We start from the raw sequence: 18,535 nt of genomic DNA, 5'->3' as shown, positions 1-18,535 counted from the left end.
AGGATGAAAGCAATGGAAGAGGTAAAAAAGGGTGGAAGCTTCTTAATTGATGAGACGAATTATGAGCATATCTTTACACCAGAGGATTTCACTGATGAGCATCAAATGATTGGAAAGACAACAGAGGATTATATTTTACAAGACGTTGTTCCATATATAGATCAAATTGAAAAGCATGAATTTGAGCATTCTGTCAGGCTTCTCAAAAAGGCTGGAGAGCTTGGGCTGCTAGGAGCTGACGTGCCTGAAGAATTCGGTGGGCTCGGATTAGATAAAATCAGTTCAGCCATTATTACCGAGAAATTCTCCAGAGCAGGGAGCTTCTCACTTTCCTATGGCGCCCATGTCGGCATTGGATCTCTGCCCATCGTACTGTTCGGAAATCAAGCGCAAAAGGAAACATACCTGCCTGGACTCGCTTCTGGAGAAACAATTGCGGCGTACGCCCTAACTGAGCCAGGATCAGGCTCTGACGCTCTTGGAGCAAAGACAACTGCGGTCTTAAATGAAGCCGGAACTCATTATGTGTTGAATGGGGAAAAACAATGGATCACAAACTCCGCATTTGCCGACGTCTTTGTCGTATATGCGAAAATTGATGGTGAACACTTCTCTGCTTTTATCGTAGAAAAGGATTTTCCTGGTGTCAAAACGGGACCTGAAGAGAAAAAGATGGGCATTAAAGGGTCCTCGACGAGAACGTTAATCCTTGAAGATGCTCAAGTGCCAAAAGAGAATTTATTAGGTGAGGCTGGCAGAGGTCATGTCATTGCCTTTAATATTTTAAATATCGGACGCTACAAGCTGGCTGTCGGGACAGTTGGTGCGTCAAAACGTGTCATTCAATTATCAGCAGAATATGCAAACCAGCGTAAGCAATTCCAAACGCCAATTTCTCGATTTAGCTTAATTGGTGAAAAAGTAGCCAACATGTCGGCAAAGCTCTATGCGATGGAAAGTGCTGTTTACCGCACAGTTGGATTATTTGAACAGCGCATGGGTCTATTAAGTGAAGAAGAGCAAAAGGACGGCAAACAAATTGCCCAGTCCATTGCAGAATATGCAATTGAATGCTCTCTTTGTAAAGTGCTTGGCTCTGAAACTTTAGACTATATTGCGGATGAGGGCGTGCAGATTCACGGCGGATATGGATTCATGCAAGAATACGAGGTCGAAAGAGCCTATCGTGACTCGCGGATTAACCGTATTTTTGAAGGGACAAACGAAATCAACCGTCTGCTTGTACCAGGCACATTCTTGAAGAAAGCGATGAAGGGAGAGCTTCCGCTTCTTCAAAAGGCGCAAACCTTACAGGAAGAGCTCATGATGATGATGCCGGAAGAGCCGGGTGATCAGCCGCTCGATCAAGAAAAATACTTGCTCACCCATGCGAAAAAGATCGCCTTAATGGTATCTGGAATGGCGGCGATGAAGTATGGAAAAGCATTAGACAAAGAGCAAGAGATTCTTGTGAACATAGCGGATATCGTCAATGAAATTTTTGCTGCTGAATCGGCGATTCTGCGTACTGAAAAGGCAATCGCTGCATCAGGGCTTGATAAGAATGCTCAAAAGCTTGCTTACACACAAATTTTCACGCAGGAAGCCTTCTTAAAAATTGAAGCCCATGCAAAAGAATCCTTGATCGCGATGGAAGAAGGAGATGCACTCCGCATGAGTCTGTCAGCTCTTCGCAAACTGACAAGATTCACCCCGATTAATGTCATCGCCAAAAAGCGCGAAGTGGCGAAACGAATCTTTGAAGCAGAGAAATATATCGTATAAGACGGCTTAAAAGGTGCGGATATCACTCCGTACCTCAGATTGTTGACAAAGGGCTAAAATGATCTTTATTTTAGCCCTTTGTCTTCTTTTCAGCGTGATAGAAAACCTTTGAAGTCTAGGAAGGACGAGCACCGGAGCGGAGCGAATTTGACATTCGTGAGCACCGAAGCGCAGACCTGACACCGAATGCGAGGGTTTGTCTACACGCTGAGGTGCGGATATCATTCCGCACCTTTTTGTAAGCATACATTTAGGTTTTTAAAATATTTTGTGATAAAATGTTGTCACTATTTGCAGGAGGTGAAAATGGTGGCTTTAGATTTTTATGAATACCCATCTTGCAGTACATGCCGAAAAGCAAAAAAATGGCTGGAAGAACACAATAAAGACATCAACAGCATACATATCGTCGAAGAGACGCCTGATAAAGAAACATTAAAAGCCCTTTATGAAAAAAGCGGCTTAGAGCTGAAGAAATTCTTTAATACAAGCGGACAGAAATACCGAGAGCTGCAGCTGAAAGATCAACTTCCTGCAATGTCAGAGGACGAGCAGCTAGAATTACTCGCATCTAACGGAATGCTGATCAAGCGTCCGATTACAACAGACGGTAAACGAGTCACAGTTGGATTTAATGAAGATACATTTAAAAGCGTCTGGAAATGATGTAACTTTCATTCAGATTGTGGTATCTTCAATATAGATTGAAAGAAAAGACTGGAGGGGTATTGAATGAGCACACCAAAAGATTTACGTTATTCAGAAGAACATGAATGGGTCAAAGTAGAAGGAGATAAGGTGCGTATCGGTATTACGCATTTTGCTCAATCTGAGCTAGGCGATATCGTGTTCGTTGAGCTTCCTGAAGTAGGAGACAAAATTACAGCGGACGAGCCTTTCGGAAGTGTAGAATCAGTGAAAACAGTTTCTGAGCTTTACGCACCGATCAACGGCACAATCGTTGAAGTGAACGATGAGCTGGATGACAGCCCTGAATTCGTCAATGACTCTCCATACGAAAAAGCATGGATGATCGTGGTAGAGCCAGCTGATACATCTGAAATTGAGAACTTGATGACTGCTGAGCAATATGAAGAAATGACAAAAGAAGACTAATTCACGTGAAATTGGACACTCTACCTTTATGGGGGGTGTCCAATTTGTCTTTTCAAAAAGAACAGGTGGATATAACAGATCATGTCACTGGACGATTCAAAGAAAGCGGCATGGTGCTGTATCATCAAAATGAAGAGATTGGCACGATGATTAGTGAAAACCAATATGAGTTAAAATCAGGTTATTCCTATGATCAAAATCGTTTTTATCGTCTGACGGATACATTGACCCACGGGACAGAAAAATATGTAGACTGTGATGATGAAAATGGCTGGTGCTAATCACAGATAAGGCTGCAGTGAGCATAAGCTGCAGTCTTTTTAGTGCAAGCCCCAATCTTTACAACCTCGATGAAAGATTGTAATCTAAGGGAGAAGTGAACAACGTCAAAAGGGCCGGGTGATCGTGATGAATGTAGAGGTAGAAAAGGTCATCATTGTAGAAGGTAAAACAGACAAACAAAAGCTAAAAGAAGTCATAAGTGAACCTGTTACCATCATTTGCACCAATGGCACGATCAGTACATCGAAGCTGGATCAGCTCGTAGACGAATTATTGGGGAAAGACGTTTACATATTAGCAGACAGTGACGATGCAGGCGACAAACTGCGGAAGCAATTTCGAAAAGAATTCCCTGAAGCACTTCATCTTTTTGTCGACAGAACGTACCGCGAAGTGGCCGCTTCACCGTCAGCCCACATTGCATCTATCCTATTAGCTGCAAACATTGATGTTCATTCGAAATATGTATGAGGGTGGACGTATATGAAAGAGATTGAAGAACACGAATTCAAGGAGATAAAGGACGATTTATTTCTTTTATACTTATATACACCGTTTTGCGGGACATGTCAGCTGGCAAAGAAAATGCTTGCTGTCGTTGACACCATGCAGCCGGATGTACCATTTTACGAAAATAACTTAAACTACTCACCAGGCTTTGCGAAAGCTTTTGAGATCGAAAGCGTTCCTTGCTTTCTACTGTTTAAAAAAGGTGAGCTAGTGCAAAAAGGCTATGCCTTTCACTCTGTTCCATATCTTCACGAAATGATTGAAACCGCTAAATAAAGCGGTTTTTTGTCATATTTCAAGCAATTCATCTGAAAATTTGTCGAGTTATTTATAAAGGACAAGCCAATGTTTGTAGAGAAATGTTATGTATAACCAAATGACAGGGAGGTTATACATGTGGAAAAAGTGAAAACCCATGGTAACACAACAGGGCAGCGATTATTGCTAAAGCCGCTGCTCTCATCATCATCCTTGAAGATTACATTTGAGGCGGAAACTGACTCTTGTACATTGATTGTGGATGAGCGTGGTGAAGTGAAGAAACTACCTGCAATTGAGTTATCGGATCTCATCTTTTATGGTGAGAGAAAAGAAATACTTCAATTATTAGATGGAGATATGTCCTTACAGCAGTTAATTAGCAGGGGACAAGTGAAAGTAAAAGGGTCATTCCGTGCGCTCCTAAGACTAGAGGCGGTGCTTTGGCTGACGAACGGTTTTTTTCGAAAAATGATAACGTAGTCGTTTACTAGGAAATTAGCGATTTACAGCGTTGACATATCTCGGGTAGCATGATATTCTACGTTAGTAAAAACATGAACATCACATAAAACAACATATTTTCTCTTATTAAGAGAGGTGGAGGGACGTGCCCTATGAAACCCGGCAACCGTCAGCATAGCTGAAATTGGTGCCAATTCACTCAAAGCCGCAATGCTTTGAAAGATGAGAGAAAGGCGTATTGAACATAAAAGGCCTTTCTGCTTGCATTGCAGTTAGGTCTTTTTTACTGACCTCAAGCCAGGCGCGAAGCATGGCAGCAGGAAGAATAAATAATGTATGTGATGGCAACCTATAGATTCAGCAAGAAAGCAGGTGAACAGACTGTGATCCATTTACAGAATGTATCAAAAACGTATCATTCAAAAAGCGGAAATGTTGATGCCGTGAAAGACGTCAACTTGGATATTGGTAAAGGTGAAATATTCGGAATTATCGGGTATAGCGGTGCCGGGAAAAGCTCGCTTATTCGCCTATTAAACGGTCTGGAGCTGCCAACAACAGGAATTGTTGAAGTGGCAGGCAACCGGATCAATGAAGTATCGAATGCGAAACTTCGGATAGCAAGACAAGAAATCAGCATGATTTTCCAGCACTTTAACCTACTTTGGTCAAGAACGGTGAGACAAAATATTATGTTCCCGCTTGAGATCGCAGGTGTAAAGGCATCAAAACGAAGAGAACGTGCGAATGAACTGATTAAATTAGTCGGTTTAGAAGGAAAAGAAAATGCGTATCCGTCTCAGCTTAGTGGCGGACAAAAACAGCGTGTGGGGATTGCGAGAGCATTAGCAAATGATCCAAAGGTTCTTCTTTGTGACGAAGCAACATCAGCGCTTGATCCGCAAACAACGGATTCTATCCTTGATCTTTTAGCAGATATCAATAAACGACTTGGGCTGACGATTGTGCTGATTACACACGAAATGCATGTCATTCGCAAAATTTGTCATCGCGTGGCAGTGATGGAGAATGGACGCATAGTCGAAGAAGGCGAAGTATTACGCGTCTTCAGACAGCCGAAGGAAGAAATGACGAAGCGATTTGTCCAGCAGCTTGCTGAACCAGAGGAAGCGAAAGAAACAATCGAGCACGTCTTAGAGCGTGTAAAAGAAGGTCAGGTCGTACGGTTGTCCTTTATTGGTGATTCTGCCGAGCAGCCGCTCATCACTGAAATCATTCGATCCTTCAATGTCGATGTAAACATCCTTCAAGGAAAGATTTCTCAAACGCAGGAAGGCGCGTTTGGAACACTCTTTATCCATATTAATGGAGAAGAGACCGAGGTAGAAAAAGCCATCGCCTATATCCAAAGTAAACAGGTTGAAATTGAGGTGATGACACATGTTTGAGAAATGGTTTCCGAACGTTGATTTAGAAGTCATTTGGAATGCAACGGGTGAAACGGTCTATATGACACTCATTTCATTGGCATTTGCCTTTGTGATCGGAATTATTCTTGGACTCCTGCTCTTTCTCACAAGTAAAGGTGGTCTTTGGGAAAATAAACCGATCAACACAGTCATCGGTGCAGTCGTCAACATTTTCAGATCGATTCCTTTTATCATTTTAATTATTCTTTTATTAGGGTTCACGAAATTCTTAATGCATACAATTCTAGGTCCAAATGCAGCACTCCCTGCCCTTGTCATTGGGTCAGCTCCATTCTATGCACGTCTTGTCGAAATTGCACTGCGTGAGGTAGACAAAGGAGTCATTGAAGCAGCACGCTCAATGGGAGCGAAAACATCGACCATCATTTTCAAAGTATTGCTGCCAGAATCATTGCCAGCCCTCATTTCAGGTATTACCGTAACAGCGATTGCTTTAATTGGCTCAACTGCGATTGCAGGTGCAATTGGAGCAGGCGGACTTGGTGACCTTGCCTATGTGGAAGGATACCAATCTGGTAATACAGATGTCACACTTGTTGCCACTGTGTTTATTCTCATCATCGTCTTTATTATTCAAATAATCGGTGATTTGATTACAAATAAAATTGATAAACGATAAGGGAGGATTTATTCATGAAGAAATTGATTTTAAGTGCACTATTCCTAGCATTTGCAGGCATTTTAGCTGCATGCGGTTCATCTAATAACGCAAGTGATAGCAAAACCATTACGGTTGCTGCTTCAAAAACACCACATGCCGAGATTCTTGAAGAAGCAAAACCACTTCTAAAAGAAAAAGGCTACGACCTCAAAGTGAAGGTACTTAGCGATTACAAAATGTACAACAAAGCGTTATCTGAAAAAGAAGTGGATGCGAACTTTTTCCAACATATCCCTTACTTAAACGAAGAAAATAAATCAAACAAAGATTACAACCTTGTGAGTGCTGGTGCGGTTCACCTTGAGCCATTCGGTATCTACTCTAAGAAATACAAATCAGTAAAAGATATTCCAAACGGCGGCACGATCATCATGACAAACAACGTAGCTGAGCAAGGACGTATGCTTGCCCTATTACAAAATGCTGGTGTCATCAAACTTGATCCAAAGGTCGATACAATCAACGCTACTGTAAAGAACATCAAAGAAAATCCAAAGAACCTAAAGTTCAAAAAAATCGCTCCTGAACTAACAGCGAAAGCTTATGAAAACAGTGAAGGCGATGCTGTGTTTATCAACGTCAACTATGCGATCCAAAATAAATTGAATCCGAAAAACGATTCAATCGAACTTGAGCAAACAAAGAACAACCCATACGCAAACATCGTGGCGGTTCGCAAAGGTGAGGAAAAATCAGATAAGATCAAGACTTTAATGGAAGTTCTTCACTCTGATAAAATCAAAGAATTCATCGACAAAAAATATGACGGTGCTGTACTACCGGTATCTGAATAACCATGTGTTAACCTCGCTTTCATCAAAGCGAGGTTTTTTGTGTATTTTTTCAAATCTCGCTCATAATAAAAATGTACAAATGACCTGAAGGGATGGAATGAAGATGAATGAACAGCATATGAGCGGATCCATGCAGCAATCACTGACTGATTATAAAACCGCAATGGGTGAATTTCAGAAGAAAATGCCGGTGTTTGGGAAGAAATTCAATGAATTCACGGAGCAGTGCTTTCAGAGCGATTCATTAACGCAAAAGGAAAAACAAATGATTGCCCTTGGCATCAGTATTCATGCACAGGATGAATACTGCATGATTTATCATACAAAGGGGGCGCTCGATCAAGGCGCGACAGAGGAGAATTTGCTAGAGGTTGTCAGCGTGGCGGCAGCATTTGGCGGCGGGGCAGCACTGAGCCAAGGGATTACTGTCGTTCAGCAATGTATTGACGAATTTGGAGGACAGACGCATTAAGGGAAGGATAAGATGGTATTTATCCATCTCAGGGAGTTGAGTCGTTCTCAGCCTTTTGTGTGAGAAAATATGCCAGCATAGCGCGCTATATCCCTTTTGAGTGAAGCCGCATGTCTTTGATACAATAAAGCTACACTCAAAGAAGGGAATGGTTTATTATTTGTTCGGACCATAGTACACTGGGATTGGATTATACCGCCGAGATGGAAAAGGCCATGCATAAGGCTCATGGCATGAGCTATGCAGAGTACGAAAGAGACCATGACTTACGGATGAAAGTGGAATATAAACGAGAGCAGTCCTATCGAGATGAGAAAAGACAGCTCGCAAAAATGAATATACGAGGCTATTAAATAGCTTAGGGACGGGAGAACAGTTTCCCGTCCTTTCTTTATGAAAACAGTCTTTTCGACATAAATCCTTTTATCTACCGGCTTTTTTTGTTAGAATTTTGAGAGCATCCTCTCACGCTTATCGTGAATGTGTTGTATTCACTTTTAATTTGTTATAAAATTAGAATGAGAATAAATTGAGAATAATGATTATTTTGGAGGTATCGATATATGACTGCTTCGACATTAACAATTAAGGACTTGCACGTTGAGATTGAAGGGAAAGAAATCTTAAAGGGTGTAAACCTCGAGATAAAAGGTGGAGAATTCCACGCAGTAATGGGACCAAACGGTACAGGTAAATCAACTTTATCTGCTGCAATTATGGGTCACCCTAAATATGAAGTAACAAAAGGCAGCATTTTGCTTGATGGCGAAGATGTACTTGAAATGGAAGTAGATGAGCGCGCTCAAGCAGGTCTTTTCCTTGCAATGCAATACCCATCTGAAATTAGTGGTGTGACAAATGCGGACTTCCTTCGTTCTGCTATTAACGCTCGCAGAGAAGAAGGCGATGAAATCTCTCTCATGAAATTTATCCGCAAAATGGACGAAAACATGGAGTTCCTTGAAATGGACCCAGACATGGCGCAGCGCTACCTAAACGAAGGTTTCTCAGGCGGGGAGAAAAAACGCAACGAAATTCTTCAATTAATGATGATTGAACCAAAAATCGCCATTCTTGACGAAATCGATTCTGGTCTTGATATCGATGCGTTGAAAGTGGTTTCTAAAGGAATTAACAGAATGCGCGGCGAAAGCTTCGGCTGCTTAATGATCACTCACTATCAGCGTCTACTGAACTACATCACACCAGATCATGTTCATGTCATGATGCAAGGACGTATCGTGAAATCTGGCGGACCAGAACTCGCGCAGCGTCTAGAAGCAGAAGGCTATGACTGGATTAAAAAAGAGTTAGGAATTGAAGACGAAACTGTTGGTCAAGAAGCGTAAGCGTTAGGAGGATTATTGATGACATTAGAAACGAAATTATCAGTAGATCAAGATTATGTCAAAAGCTTCTCCGAGAAGCATCAGGAACCGGCATGGATGAGTTCCCTTCGCTTACAGGCTCTTGAAAAAGCAGAAGACCTACCAATGCCAAAGCCTGACAAAACGAATATTTCTAAATGGAATTTAACCAATTTCAAACAGCATACAGTCGAAAGTGCGCCATTTGGATCATTAGAAGAGCTTCCTGAAGAAGTGAAATCTCTCATTGATTTAGAGGACACGGATAAGACAGTCTATATTCAGCGTGATCAAACGCCAGCCTACTTGTCTCTTTCAACAGAAGCGAAAGACAAAGGCGTGATCTTCACTGATCTTCATACAGCGCTTCGCGAACATGGTGATTTAGTGAAGAAATACTTCATGACGGATGCAGTGAAAGTAGATGAGCATAAATTAACAGCTTTACATGCTGCTTTAGTGAATGGTGGAGCTTTCCTCTATGTACCGAAAAATGTAGAACTTGAAGCACCAATTCAAGCCGTCTACCTGCATGAAAATGACGACACGACTTTGTTCAACCATGTCATCGTCGTAGCAGACGATCATAGTGCAGTGACATATGTAGAAAACTACATCAGTACAGCAAAACCTGAAGAAGCAATCTTCAATATCGTGTCCGAAGTGTTCACGGGTGCTAATGCTCGCGTCACTTACGGTGCAGTAGATAACCTTTCTGAAGGTGTCACAGTCTATGTGAATAGACGCGGTATGGCAAGTGGCCGTGACAGTAAAATCGAATGGGCGCTTGGCTTGATGAATGATGGAGACGTCGTGTCTGAAAACATCACAAAGCTTATGGGCGACGGTACATTTGGTGATACAAAATCAGTTGTTGTCGGCCGCGGGAATCAAACGGAAAACTTTACAACAAGCATCATTCACTTCGGTAAAAACTCTGAAGGGTATATCTTGAAGCATGGTGTGATGAAGGATCAAGCATCCTCTATCTTTAACGGAATTGGTAAAATCGAGCATGGCGCAACGAAGTCAAATGCCGAGCAGGAATCACGTGTTCTCATGCTGAGTGAGAAAGCACGCGGTGATGCAAACCCAATTCTATTAATTGATGAGGATGATGTAACAGCAGGGCATGCTGCTTCTGTTGGACGTGTCGATCCAATTCAACTGTATTACCTCATGAGCCGCGGGATTTCCAAAGAAGATGCAGAAAGACTTGTGATTTATGGCTTCTTAAATCCAGTTGTGAAAGAACTGCCGATTGAAGGAGTTAAAAAGCAGCTCGTTTCTGTGATTGAAAGGAAAGTAAAATAATGAATATCAAAGACGTTCGTGAGCAATTTCCAATCCTTCATCAGCAAGTGAACGGACATGATTTGGTGTATTTGGACAGTGCAGCGACTTCTCAAAAACCAAGAGTGGTCATTGATGCAATGAATGAGTATTACCGGTCTTACAACTCGAACGTCCATCGGGGTGTTCATACCCTTGGTACAAGAGCAACGGACGCATACGAGGGTGCGAGAGAGAAAGTTCGTGCATTCATCCGTGCTTCATCTGTCCAGGAGATTATTTTCACTAGAGGTACAACAACTGCACTAAACACAGTGGCGATCAGCTATGCTAGAGCAAACCTTAAAGAAGGCGATGAGATTGTCATTACGCATATGGAGCATCATGCGAATATCATCCCTTGGCAGCAAGCAGCAAAAGCAACTGGCGCCACATTGAAATACATTCCGTTACAGGAAGACGGCACGCTATCGCTTGAAGATGTGAAGCAAACGATCACACATCAAACGAAAATCGTCGCTGTCACACATGTTTCAAACGTACTAGGAACCATCAACCCGATTAAAGAAATCGCAAAGATTGCCCACGATCACGGTGCTATTATCGTTGTCGATGGTGCGCAGAGCACACCGCATATGCAAATTGATGTTCAGGATCTAGATTGTGACTTTTTCGCATTCTCTGGACATAAAATGTGTGGACCGACTGGCATTGGTGTACTTTACGGGAAGAAGGACCTTTTGAATAATATGGAGCCTGCTGAGTTTGGCGGTGAAATGATCGACTTTGTGGATCTGTATGATTCTACTTGGAAAGAGCTTCCGTGGAAATTTGAAGCGGGAACACCGATTATTGCCGGAGCAATTGGACTCGGAAAAGCCATTGATTTCTTAAATGACATTGGTATGCAGGAAGTCAGCCGTTACGAGCATCAGCTTGCCACTTATGCACTTGAGCGCTTCAAAGAGCTTGACGGTGCGACTGTTTATGGACCGCAGCACCGAGCTGGGCTTGTGACGTTTAACTTAGATGACGTCCATCCGCATGATGCGTCTACTGTTCTAGATACGGAAGGTGTCGCCATTCGTGCTGGACACCACTGTGCACAGCCGCTCATGAAATGGCTTGGTGTATCAGCGACTGCAAGAGCAAGCTTTTATCTGTATAATACAGAAGAAGAGATTGACCAACTTATTGCAGCGCTCCGTAAGACAAAGGAGTATTTTACGAATGTCTTTTAATGTAAACTTAGACACACTGTACAGACAAGTGATTATGGATCATTATAAAAATCCGAGAAACAAAGGTGTGTTAAACGACAGCATTGTCGTCGATATGAACAACCCAACGTGTGGTGACCGCATTCGTCTCACGATGAAAATCGAAGACGAAAAAGTCATGGATGCGAAATTTGAAGGAGAAGGATGCTCGATTTCGATGGCATCTGCCTCTATGATGACGCAGGCGATTAAAGGGAAAGATATTGAAACAGCTTTGAAAATGTCTCAGATTTTCTCCGATATGATGCTAGGAAAAGAATACGACGATTCCATTGATCTTGGTGACATTGAGGCGCTGCAGGGAGTGGCAAAATTCCCTGCCCGCATCAAATGTGCAACATTATCTTGGAAGGCGCTTGAAAAAGGCGCATCTGCCGAAGATAACGGCAAATCATAAGATTGGAGTGAAAATGGATGGCTAAAAAAATGCCAGATGTTGGTGAATATAAATACGGCTTTTCTGATAAAGACGTTTCCATTTTCCGTTCAGAGCGCGGACTGACAAAAGAGATCGTTGAAGAAATTTCTCGTATGAAAGAAGAGCCTCAGTGGATGCTCGACTTCCGTTTGAAATCTCTTGAGCACTTTTACAACATGCCGATGCCACAATGGGGCGGAGATTTAAATGCATTAAACTTTGATGAAATTACGTACTACGTAAAGCCATCAGAGCGCTCTGAGCGTTCTTGGGATGAAGTACCAGAAGAAATCAAACAAACCTTTGATAAGCTTGGGATCCCTGAAGCAGAGCAAAAGTACTTAGCAGGTGTATCTGCTCAGTATGAATCTGAAGTTGTGTATCACAACATGAAGCAAGACCTTGAAGATCTAGGCATTGTGTTTAAAGATACAGACAGCGCATTAAAAGAAAACGAAGACATCTTCCGTGAGCACTGGGCAAAAGTCATTCCTCCGACTGACAACAAATTTGCTGCGCTTAACTCGGCTGTATGGTCTGGTGGTTCATTTATCTACGTACCAAAAGGGATAAAAGTAGATACTCCACTTCAAGCATACTTCCGTATCAACTCTGAAAACATGGGTCAGTTCGAGCGTACACTGATTATCGTTGATGAAGGCGCACATGTGCATTACGTAGAAGGCTGTACAGCTCCAGTTTACACAACAAACTCACTTCACAGTGCGGTTGTTGAAATCATCGTGAAAAAAGGCGGCTACTGTCGTTATACAACGATTCAAAACTGGGCAAACAACGTCTTCAACCTTGTGACGAAACGTACAGTATGTGAAGAAAATGCAACGATGGAATGGATTGATGGAAACATCGGTTCTAAGCTGACAATGAAATACCCAGCGGTCATCCTAAAAGGTGAAGGCGCTCGTGGGATGACATTAAGTATTGCCCTAGCAGGTAAAGGTCAGCATCAAGATGCAGGTGCGAAAATGATTCACCTTGCACCAAACACTTCTTCAACGATCGTATCGAAATCAATTTCGAAACAAGGCGGTAAAGTCACATACCGTGGAATCGTTCATTTCGGACGTAAAGCAGAGGGTGCACGCTCAAACATCGAGTGTGACACACTCATCATGGATAACAAATCAACATCTGATACGATTCCTTACAATGAAATCCTAAACGACAACATTTCATTAGAGCACGAAGCGAAGGTATCAAAAGTATCAGAAGAGCAGCTATTCTACTTGATGAGCCGCGGAATTTCTGAAGAAGAAGCAACAGAAATGATCGTCATGGGCTTCATCGAGCCATTCACAAAAGAACTACCAATGGAATACGCCGTTGAAATGAACCGTTTGATTAAGTTTGAAATGGAAGGTTCTATTGGGTAATACACCTGAAAGGCCTGCTAAGTGTATTAGAGGTTTTGAAAGAATAATGAAAATCGGCCGGTGCCGATTCAGATTCTATCTTTTGTATAGGAGGCGAACTTTTTTTAGTTCGTCTTCTTCTATTTTCAGTAATTTCTATCGGTTAGAAACAAATTTTAAGCTGGCTCCTGATTCTAAAAGTAAAACTGAGTGGGTTTGTCTAAACAGTGCGTTTCTTTATAATCTACCCCAGCCTTTTTTTACAATAGTTTAACGTACTGTAGAAGGTGTTAAATAATTGCCAAGGTAATTTTGAGAGAAAATATTATCATTAATTTTATTTAATGATTTTATGTAAGTCTGTTTCGCTCAAAAAGTATATAACATATAATACAATTGATAATCTTTGCATCGTCGGTGCTTATAGGTTTTCATGTAATCGAGTATTTGTTTTAATTCATCCAAACTATAAAATTTTACTTCATCTTTATTTCAACATTATCTTTCGCTGAAACGTCTATCTGTTGGATGGGCAGTACGTCATTATATTCAACAAGAATTCGATAAAAAGGTGATTGATAAATCTTAGTTGGAGAAAATTCGATAATAGCACTATGATAAGTGGTGATTTTGAGGAATTTAAATTTATCATTGCACAACGAAGTAAATATAAGTGAAGGTTTGATTACAATAGATGTTAAAAAGACTATAATTTCTAATTCGAAACTTAAAGTATATACAATTTGAAGAATGTTAAATGACCGTTTAGTAGGTTTGTATATTACATCAACAAAGACGTAATAAGTAAAGCAAGACCAAGCTAGCTTAATTGCTGTCTTGGTCTTATATTTACAAATTTAACTAAATAATTAAAAGTATTTTTCTAAATATGTACTTACAAATTAAAGCCAATTTATTTCTAAATTAAAGTAAGATGCTCCAATACGAGGTCTTGTATCTACTATTTCAATATAATTCCAACCATAAGTTAGATCTGGAGCGAGTGCTATGTTTGTTAATCCAACTTGAATGAATTTTCCATTCAATATGCTGATTTTATGAGAATATTTACTATCAACTAGTACAGTGACGCCGTCAGAGCCAGTAAAATAAAATTTGAAATATTTAATAGGGTTAGACTTGTAGGTAAAAAATTGACCTCTACTGTTATTTTTTAGTTCAAAAGCTTTTTCATGAATACTGTTAGATGTGTTCATGATAGTAGAATGAGTTTGATTTTGATTGTTATTTTCAGCAGCAGATACATTACTAGTTAATCCACTAAACAGCCCTAGAGAAATAACAAGAACGAGTAATAATTTTTTCATAAACAAAAACCTCCTATAATTGTAAAACATTACAATTTTATGATAACATGAATATTTTTGGTTATCAAACTAATAATTGGGTTTATTTAATTGATAGATATGCTAATCAGGATCTTAAGGCATAGATAGAGAAATTATTGATTAGTCGGCAAAATAATAAATAGGCGCTAATTTGAAAATTGAGTACCTGGTCTTTTATTGTTTATTCGTCACACTGTCTATCCTTTTGCGTAGCGTTTCGAGTAAATTGGGTAATTTTTTCATAATGAAGAAAAAATTTGTTAACTGGAAATACGGTTAATCGTTGTCAGACTATATTTGTTCAAACTGAATTGAAAAAAGTCGGTGAAGATGGATTGTAAACGACGTGCAAGTGCAATGCTGTGCCTTCTATTTTCGTGATAAAAAGAAGGGGTTGCAACCCTTCATATTACTCAGTTTCTTGCCCCATTAGGTATTTCTTTCGTGTCGAAATGGAAGGTTCAATCGGTTAATAATAAAAAAGACCAAAAACGTGATATCAAACGTTTTTGGTCTTTTTGTTTTTGAAAATACAACTTACATCCCGCTAGGTGAGTAAAACGCATCAAAGGCTTTAGACAAATCGTCAGCTGCAGCTGTCAAGATCGTTTCCTCTTCTAAAATCGCTGTTCCTTGTGCTCGGACAATATGAAATTGTTGAAAGCCCATTAAGTTTTGGAATATTTCTTTTAGGTAGTAATGTGAATATTCCAGAGGTGTGTATCGATCGTTATTTGTGAAAATTGAGCCGCTTGCTTGAAGCAAAAGTACACGATAATCGTTAGTCATCAGACCAACTGAACCATTTTCTGTGTATTTAAACGTTTCTCTAGCAATCAAAATATTATCTATATAATCTTTCATACGTGACGTCACATTGAAATTATGAACAGGTGATACAATCACGATTCGATGATGTGCTTTGAATTGAGCCAATAAAGCAGATGAAGCAGCAGCGATTTTTTCTTCGGCAGCTGTTAATGTTTGTTCAGATGCTTGCTTATCCCAAATACGTAGCAGCTGGTCTTTTTCGATACGAGGAATTTCAGTTTCATGTAAATGTAAAATGGTTGGTTCTTCATGAGGGAATCTTTCTTTAAACTGTTCTAAAAATAGTGTTTGCAGTTTGTGTGAATAACTTTCTCGATGAGTGAAATCAGGGTGCGCGTTAATGATTAATGTTTGCATATACATGCTCCTTTTCTTTTGATAAACTGAGTATAAAATATAAAGGTGACAAAACATGTCACCTTTTTCAAAAGGAAAATCCAATGAAAAAATCAGAACGATTAAATCAGGAACTTATTTTTTTAAGTGATAAGTACTCTTTTCAATTAAAGGATTTAGAAACCGAATTTGGCATATCGAAACGTACGGCGTTGAGAGATATGGAAGAACTAGAGTCCATGGGTTTAGCTTTTTATGTTGAAAATGGCAGACATGGAGGATATCGACTGGTGAAACAATCTCCAATGGTCCCTATTTATTTCAATATCGATGAAGTTCAAGCTATTTTTTTCGCACTTAAAGCGCTAGATCTGGTGTCAGCCACACCATTTAAAAAGTCCTACTCACAAATTCGGCAAAAGCTGTTTGCCACAATGTCTGATGAGAGAAAACAAATGATTACAGAGACTTTGGAAGTGATTCATTACTATAATGTCGAACCAGTTAGTGAACAAAATCATTTGGAATTGATTTTACAGGCGATGATGGAAGATCAAATCGTGAAGATGACGTACACTCAATATGAAAATAAAAGGATCAGGCTGCAATTTCTTGAGTTATTTTATCGAAATGGGATTTGGTTCACCAAAGCATATGATGTTCAAAGTAAAAAGTGGGGCATCTATAGATGTGATTTTATGAAGGACTTGATCATTGAAGAAGAAGGCGGAGGCACCTTTACGAAGGAAGAATTAAAAGCAATGCAGGCCGAGTACGAAAAAACTTATCATGATATCTCATTTAAATGTCGATTAACGGAACAAGGGAAAGAAAAGTTTCTGAAGAATCATTATCCGAATATGAGATTGGAGATCATTGATGATACTCCTTATATTATGGGTGGGTACAATCAAGAAGAATTATCGTATATGACTCACTATTTGATCTCATTTGGGAAACATGTGAAAATTGAATACCCAGATGAATTAAAAAAGAGTTATTTGACTCAATTGCAAGAAATGATGGATCAGTATTGAAAGTGAACGAATTGTCTCTGAATAAAACTTCACATATTAAAAAAGGCGAACTATAGCCATTCGCCTTTTTTCTTTTACTTCGCCTCATGAAATGTATTGGTTTTCGATCTGTCATTGACCTTCCCATACGTCAGCTGACGCCAAATAAATTCCATCGGTCCATACTTAAAGCGCTTTAACCAAATCGTACTGAAAAGCGCAAGGAAGACATACACGCCAATAGCTATAAAGAACGTACCAGCCGGCTGGAGATGATCGACAAGCCCTGCTCCATACTTTAGAAATAGCATCGTTCCAATGATCGAGTGAAGCAAATAACAGGTCAGGGACATCCGTCCGACTTTTGTAAAGACCATCAAAGCACCTCGCAGCTGAGGAACGTGCAGAAACAGCATCGCAAGTGTACTCATATAAAACATACTGCCAGTTAATCCTCCGTTTTGTTCCAGAGTAGTGGCAATGCTCACCCAGGGTGTATTTTCAAAAGGATTGATTGCTACAATGATCGTACTGCTTTGAGTGATGAGAAAAGCGATTGTACAAATGATCCAAATGCGATTCCAAATCGCTTTTTTCGCCTCCATGTTTTTGAAAAACGCCATTTTCACAAAATACACACCTAGTAAAAACATGAAGAACATGGAATAGACAGTAGAAAAAGAACTGGAAGCCATCGTGACCATATCTGTCCACCGATCACCGATAGATGCTAAATAAGTCAGGCTGTTGTGGCTGATTAATTCAAAATCAGCCAAGTCCGGCTTGCCTGATGATCCTGAATTGATGGTATTGAGCAGCATCGTGAAAAAGGGCGTGAGCAATTGAATCACAAAGAGTGCGATCAACCAGTATCCGATGGTTTTGGCTGTGCGTTTGTAAAAGAAGAGCAATAAAAAGCCAGCGACTGCATAATACGCTAAAATATCACCAATCCAAACAAAGGTTAAATGCAGAAGGCCAAATCCTAAAAGAATGGTTAATCTGCGGGCAAACAGCTTGTTCGGATTGTTCACCCTCTGAGCCGCTCGATCCATAAAAATCATAAAACCAACCCCGAATAGGAAGGAGAACAACGTAATGAATTTCCCTGAGGCGAACCAATTCACCAAGTTATGAAAGACATCATTTGCTCCCATATCGAACCCCTTCGCCGAATCCACAATCAAAAAGTAATTCACCAGAATAATTCCCATTAGGGCAAATCCCCGTACGATGTCTAAGAAATGGATCCGATCTTTCAAACTCATCGCGTGTGCTACTTTGTTTGCATTCATATCCATGCTCCTTTTCTTGTTATGATAAATGTCATTCGGATCAGTTCAACGATCCTTACAATGAATCAATATACGTCCCAATTCTTAACAATTTATGAAGATCCAATTATTTGAAAATAAATGTGACAAATTGATGGAAGGTGGTCAAATTCATAAACTGTTAAGATTTATGCTGTATCTTTT

Annotated in this window: 21 protein-coding genes and 1 riboswitch; of the genes, 18 read left to right on the top strand and 3 right to left on the bottom strand. The window is 40.2% G+C overall.

Going from position 1 to position 18,535, the window contains the following annotated elements:
• Nucleotides 1-3 precede the first annotated feature (3 nt).
• The 17 genes from MHI16_RS15250 to sufB all read left to right on the top strand — a co-directional run bounded on the left by MHI16_RS15250 (nt 4) and on the right by sufB (nt 13,546).
• Nucleotides 4-1,785 (top strand): acyl-CoA dehydrogenase family protein, encoded by a 1,782-nt coding sequence (locus tag MHI16_RS15250; protein ID WP_061409550.1) that lies wholly within the window; start codon nt 4-6, stop codon nt 1,783-1,785.
• Nucleotides 1,786-2,094: 309 nt separating this feature from the next.
• Nucleotides 2,095-2,451 (top strand): arsenate reductase family protein, encoded by a 357-nt coding sequence (locus tag MHI16_RS15245; RefSeq protein WP_061410268.1) that lies wholly within the window; start codon nt 2,095-2,097, stop codon nt 2,449-2,451.
• A 66-nt stretch (nt 2,452-2,517) separates the two neighbouring features.
• The gene (gcvH, locus tag MHI16_RS15240; protein WP_003213614.1) at nt 2,518-2,901 is read left to right on the top strand and encodes a glycine cleavage system protein GcvH; all 384 of its coding nucleotides are present in this window, start codon (nt 2,518-2,520) and stop codon (nt 2,899-2,901) included.
• A 44-nt stretch (nt 2,902-2,945) separates the two neighbouring features.
• Nucleotides 2,946-3,182 carry a YusG family protein gene (locus MHI16_RS15235; protein ID WP_034659913.1) on the top strand — a complete coding sequence of 79 codons (237 nt, stop codon included), beginning with the start codon at nt 2,946-2,948 and terminating at the stop codon, nt 3,180-3,182.
• A gap of 127 nt (nt 3,183-3,309) precedes the next feature.
• Nucleotides 3,310-3,654 (top strand): toprim domain-containing protein, encoded by a 345-nt coding sequence (locus MHI16_RS15230; protein ID WP_058013901.1) that lies wholly within the window; start codon nt 3,310-3,312, stop codon nt 3,652-3,654.
• Between the two features lie 12 nt (nt 3,655-3,666).
• Nucleotides 3,667-3,969, top strand: coding sequence for a thioredoxin family protein (locus tag MHI16_RS15225; protein WP_003213095.1), 303 nt, complete (start codon nt 3,667-3,669; stop codon nt 3,967-3,969).
• 120 nt (nt 3,970-4,089) lie between these two features.
• Nucleotides 4,090-4,434: an SCP2 sterol-binding domain-containing protein gene (locus tag MHI16_RS15220; RefSeq protein WP_058013728.1), complete on the top strand. Its 345-nt coding sequence runs from the start codon at nt 4,090-4,092 to the stop codon at nt 4,432-4,434.
• Between the two features lie 102 nt (nt 4,435-4,536).
• A riboswitch (SAM riboswitch) is annotated at nt 4,537-4,645 on the top strand.
• A gap of 154 nt (nt 4,646-4,799) precedes the next feature.
• Complete coding sequence (locus MHI16_RS15215; protein ID WP_058013902.1) at nt 4,800-5,825, top strand: methionine ABC transporter ATP-binding protein; 1,026 nt, start codon at nt 4,800-4,802, stop codon at nt 5,823-5,825.
• A complete protein-coding gene (locus MHI16_RS15210; protein ID WP_058013729.1) occupies nt 5,818-6,486 on the top strand; it encodes a methionine ABC transporter permease in 669 nt (222 codons plus the stop codon). The genes MHI16_RS15215 and MHI16_RS15210 overlap by 8 nt, the downstream gene beginning before the upstream one ends.
• 14 nt (nt 6,487-6,500) lie before the next feature.
• The gene (gene metQ / locus MHI16_RS15205) at nt 6,501-7,322 is read left to right on the top strand and encodes a methionine ABC transporter substrate-binding lipoprotein MetQ (RefSeq protein ID WP_058013730.1); all 822 of its coding nucleotides are present in this window, start codon (nt 6,501-6,503) and stop codon (nt 7,320-7,322) included.
• Nucleotides 7,323-7,425: 103 nt separating this feature from the next.
• Nucleotides 7,426-7,794, top strand: coding sequence for a carboxymuconolactone decarboxylase family protein (locus tag MHI16_RS15200; RefSeq protein WP_003212803.1), 369 nt, complete (start codon nt 7,426-7,428; stop codon nt 7,792-7,794).
• Nucleotides 7,795-8,009: 215 nt separating this feature from the next.
• Nucleotides 8,010-8,147 (top strand): hypothetical protein, encoded by a 138-nt coding sequence (locus tag MHI16_RS15195; protein ID WP_162839378.1) that lies wholly within the window; start codon nt 8,010-8,012, stop codon nt 8,145-8,147.
• A gap of 210 nt (nt 8,148-8,357) precedes the next feature.
• Complete coding sequence (gene sufC / locus MHI16_RS15190; protein ID WP_003213654.1) at nt 8,358-9,143, top strand: Fe-S cluster assembly ATPase SufC; 786 nt, start codon at nt 8,358-8,360, stop codon at nt 9,141-9,143.
• Between the two features lie 18 nt (nt 9,144-9,161).
• Nucleotides 9,162-10,475, top strand: a complete 1,314-nt coding sequence (gene sufD, locus MHI16_RS15185) for a Fe-S cluster assembly protein SufD (RefSeq protein ID WP_058013731.1) — start codon at nt 9,162-9,164, stop codon at nt 10,473-10,475.
• A complete protein-coding gene (locus MHI16_RS15180) occupies nt 10,475-11,695 on the top strand; it encodes a cysteine desulfurase (protein ID WP_058013732.1) in 1,221 nt (406 codons plus the stop codon). The genes sufD and MHI16_RS15180 overlap by 1 nt, the downstream gene beginning before the upstream one ends.
• Entirely contained in the window at nt 11,685-12,131 is a 447-nt protein-coding gene (sufU, locus tag MHI16_RS15175) for a Fe-S cluster assembly sulfur transfer protein SufU (RefSeq protein ID WP_003212941.1), read from the top strand. The genes MHI16_RS15180 and sufU overlap by 11 nt, the downstream gene beginning before the upstream one ends.
• Nucleotides 12,132-12,148: 17 nt before the next feature.
• Nucleotides 12,149-13,546, top strand: coding sequence for a Fe-S cluster assembly protein SufB (gene sufB, locus MHI16_RS15170; RefSeq protein ID WP_058013733.1), 1,398 nt, complete (start codon nt 12,149-12,151; stop codon nt 13,544-13,546).
• Nucleotides 13,547-14,427: 881 nt separating this feature from the next.
• Here the strand turns inward: sufB and MHI16_RS15165 are convergent.
• Both MHI16_RS15165 and MHI16_RS15160 read right to left on the bottom strand, forming a co-directional pair.
• On the bottom strand, nt 14,428-14,853 hold the full coding sequence (locus MHI16_RS15165) for a hypothetical protein (protein ID WP_058013734.1): 426 nt from the start codon (nt 14,851-14,853) through the stop codon (nt 14,428-14,430).
• A gap of 558 nt (nt 14,854-15,411) precedes the next feature.
• Nucleotides 15,412-16,062 (bottom strand): NAD(P)H-dependent oxidoreductase, encoded by a 651-nt coding sequence (locus tag MHI16_RS15160; protein ID WP_058013735.1) that lies wholly within the window; start codon nt 16,060-16,062, stop codon nt 15,412-15,414.
• Between the two features lie 83 nt (nt 16,063-16,145).
• On the opposite strand from MHI16_RS15160, the gene MHI16_RS15155 reads away from it, so the two are divergent.
• Nucleotides 16,146-17,078: a WYL domain-containing protein gene (locus MHI16_RS15155; RefSeq protein ID WP_061409533.1), complete on the top strand. Its 933-nt coding sequence runs from the start codon at nt 16,146-16,148 to the stop codon at nt 17,076-17,078.
• 74 nt (nt 17,079-17,152) lie between these two features.
• Here MHI16_RS15155 and MHI16_RS15150 read toward each other — a convergent pair whose 3' ends face one another.
• Complete coding sequence (locus tag MHI16_RS15150) at nt 17,153-18,352, bottom strand: DUF418 domain-containing protein (protein WP_058013736.1); 1,200 nt, start codon at nt 18,350-18,352, stop codon at nt 17,153-17,155.
• Nucleotides 18,353-18,535: the final 183 nt, after the last annotated feature.

Source organism: Bacillus sp. FSL K6-0923, assembly GCF_038630825.1.
Taxonomy (GTDB): domain Bacteria; phylum Bacillota; class Bacilli; order Bacillales; family Bacillaceae; genus Bacillus; species Bacillus pumilus.
This window is presented reverse-complemented; position numbering and strand designations above follow the sequence as displayed.

What these genes read in the sequence shown, in the direction of transcription:
- MHI16_RS15250 (WP_061409550.1), top strand. Translation starts at nt 4, where the DNA reads ATGAAAGCAATGGAAGAGGTAAAAAAGGGTGGAAGCTTCTTAATTGAT.
- gcvH (WP_003213614.1), top strand. Translation starts at nt 2,518, where the DNA reads ATGAGCACACCAAAAGATTTACGTTATTCAGAAGAACATGAATGGGTC.
- MHI16_RS15230 (WP_058013901.1), top strand. Translation starts at nt 3,310, where the DNA reads ATGAATGTAGAGGTAGAAAAGGTCATCATTGTAGAAGGTAAAACAGAC.
- MHI16_RS15225 (WP_003213095.1), top strand. Translation starts at nt 3,667, where the DNA reads ATGAAAGAGATTGAAGAACACGAATTCAAGGAGATAAAGGACGATTTA.
- MHI16_RS15210 (WP_058013729.1), top strand. Translation starts at nt 5,818, where the DNA reads ATGTTTGAGAAATGGTTTCCGAACGTTGATTTAGAAGTCATTTGGAAT.
- metQ (WP_058013730.1), top strand. Translation starts at nt 6,501, where the DNA reads ATGAAGAAATTGATTTTAAGTGCACTATTCCTAGCATTTGCAGGCATT.
- MHI16_RS15200 (WP_003212803.1), top strand. Translation starts at nt 7,426, where the DNA reads ATGAATGAACAGCATATGAGCGGATCCATGCAGCAATCACTGACTGAT.
- MHI16_RS15195 (WP_162839378.1), top strand. Translation starts at nt 8,010, where the DNA reads ATGCATAAGGCTCATGGCATGAGCTATGCAGAGTACGAAAGAGACCAT.
- sufC (WP_003213654.1), top strand. Translation starts at nt 8,358, where the DNA reads ATGACTGCTTCGACATTAACAATTAAGGACTTGCACGTTGAGATTGAA.
- sufD (WP_058013731.1), top strand. Translation starts at nt 9,162, where the DNA reads ATGACATTAGAAACGAAATTATCAGTAGATCAAGATTATGTCAAAAGC.
- MHI16_RS15180 (WP_058013732.1), top strand. Translation starts at nt 10,475, where the DNA reads ATGAATATCAAAGACGTTCGTGAGCAATTTCCAATCCTTCATCAGCAA.
- sufU (WP_003212941.1), top strand. Translation starts at nt 11,685, where the DNA reads ATGTCTTTTAATGTAAACTTAGACACACTGTACAGACAAGTGATTATG.
- sufB (WP_058013733.1), top strand. Translation starts at nt 12,149, where the DNA reads ATGGCTAAAAAAATGCCAGATGTTGGTGAATATAAATACGGCTTTTCT.
- MHI16_RS15165 (WP_058013734.1), bottom strand. Translation starts at nt 14,853, where the DNA reads ATGAAAAAATTATTACTCGTTCTTGTTATTTCTCTAGGGCTGTTTAGT.
- MHI16_RS15160 (WP_058013735.1), bottom strand. Translation starts at nt 16,062, where the DNA reads ATGCAAACATTAATCATTAACGCGCACCCTGATTTCACTCATCGAGAA.
- MHI16_RS15155 (WP_061409533.1), top strand. Translation starts at nt 16,146, where the DNA reads ATGAAAAAATCAGAACGATTAAATCAGGAACTTATTTTTTTAAGTGAT.
- MHI16_RS15150 (WP_058013736.1), bottom strand. Translation starts at nt 18,352, where the DNA reads ATGAATGCAAACAAAGTAGCACACGCGATGAGTTTGAAAGATCGGATC.